This is a genomic window from Corallococcus sp. AB030, from assembly GCF_003668965.1.
In the GTDB taxonomy this organism is placed as follows: Bacteria; Myxococcota; Myxococcia; order Myxococcales; family Myxococcaceae; genus Corallococcus; species Corallococcus exiguus.
In genome coordinates this window covers 1-1,237 of the sequence record NZ_RAWQ01000454.1, presented here as the reverse complement: position 1 = coordinate 1,237, position 1,237 = coordinate 1, and the positions used below count along the sequence as shown (strand labels likewise).

At 67.8% G+C, this 1,237-nt stretch carries 1 protein-coding gene; it reads left to right on the top strand.

The features are described from left to right. The first annotated feature begins 69 nt into the window (after positions 1-69). Entirely contained in the window at positions 70-1,230 is a 1,161-nt protein-coding gene (locus D7Y15_RS43530) for an IS30 family transposase (protein ID WP_233605331.1), read from the top strand. The last annotated feature ends 7 nt before the right edge of the window (positions 1,231-1,237 follow it).

Sequence of the window (1,237 nt, the reverse complement as noted above, 5' to 3'; positions counted from 1 at the left end):
GGCGGTCTCAAGCGGTGAACGCACCACGTGGGTGCTCACCATGGCACCCTGCTTGACGGGAGGCACTGGGTGCGAGGCAGAGGGAAAGCAGCAAGGCTGACAGGTGAGGACAGGCTGGAGATTCGTCGGCGTGTCATCGCTGGCGAGAACTTTGAGCAAGCGGCGCTGGCCATCGGCTGCTCGAAGAAATCCATTCAGCGGCTCCTGGTGAAGACGGGCGGAGTCGCGCCGCGCGCGCGCCCGCGCTCGCCCTTGCGCCTATCGCTGCAGGAGCGCGAGGAAGTCTCGCGCGGCGTACAGGCGGGCGAGTCGATGCGCGCCATCGCGCGTCGTTTGGGACGCTCCGCGTCCACCGTGTCGCGCGACGTGGCCGCGACGGGTGGCAGGAGGAAGTACCGGGCGTGGCGTGCCGAGGAAGGCGCTGAGCGCAGGGCGCGTCGTCCCAAGCACCGCAAACTCGCCGAAAGCAGCCCGCTGAGGGACGAGGTGGAGCAGTGCCTGGCCCGGCGCTGGAGCCCCCAGCAGATTGCCGCCAGACTGCGCTCGGACTTCCCCGAGCAGCCCCACATGCGCGTGTCTCACGAAACCATTTACCGCTCGCTCTTCGTGCAGGCACGAGGCGCGCTCCGCAAAGAGCTCGCCGCCTGCCTGCGTACAGGCCGGACCCAGCGCCGGCCCAGCAAGCGCAACGACATGGGCGGCCAGCTGCGCGACATGGTGATGCTCAGCCAGAGGCCACCGGAAGCTGAGGACCGCGCCGTCGCGGGCCACTGGGAGGGCGACCTCGTCATCGGCAAGGCAGGCAAGTCCGCTGTCGGCACCCTCGTGGAGCGCCACAGCCGCTATGTGATGTTGCTCGAGCTGCCGCACGGCCGGACGGCAGAGCGCGTCCGCGAGGCGCTGACAGCGCAGATTCAGCGGCTGCCCGAACACCTGCGCCGCTCGCTGACGTGGGACCAGGGCAAGGAGATGGCCGAGCACGCACGCTTCACCATCGACACGCAGGTCCAAGTCTACTTCTGCGACCCGCACAGCCCCTGGCAGCGCGGCAGCAACGAAAACACCAACGGTCTCCTTCGCCAATACTTCCCAAAGGGCGTGGACCTGAGCGCCCTCTCTGGCAAGCAACTCGACGCCATCGCGCATGAACTCAACGGGCGCCCGCGTCAAACACTTGCATGGCGAACGCCTGCCGAAGTATTCGCGTCAGCTGTTGCGACGACCGATTGAGAGCGCC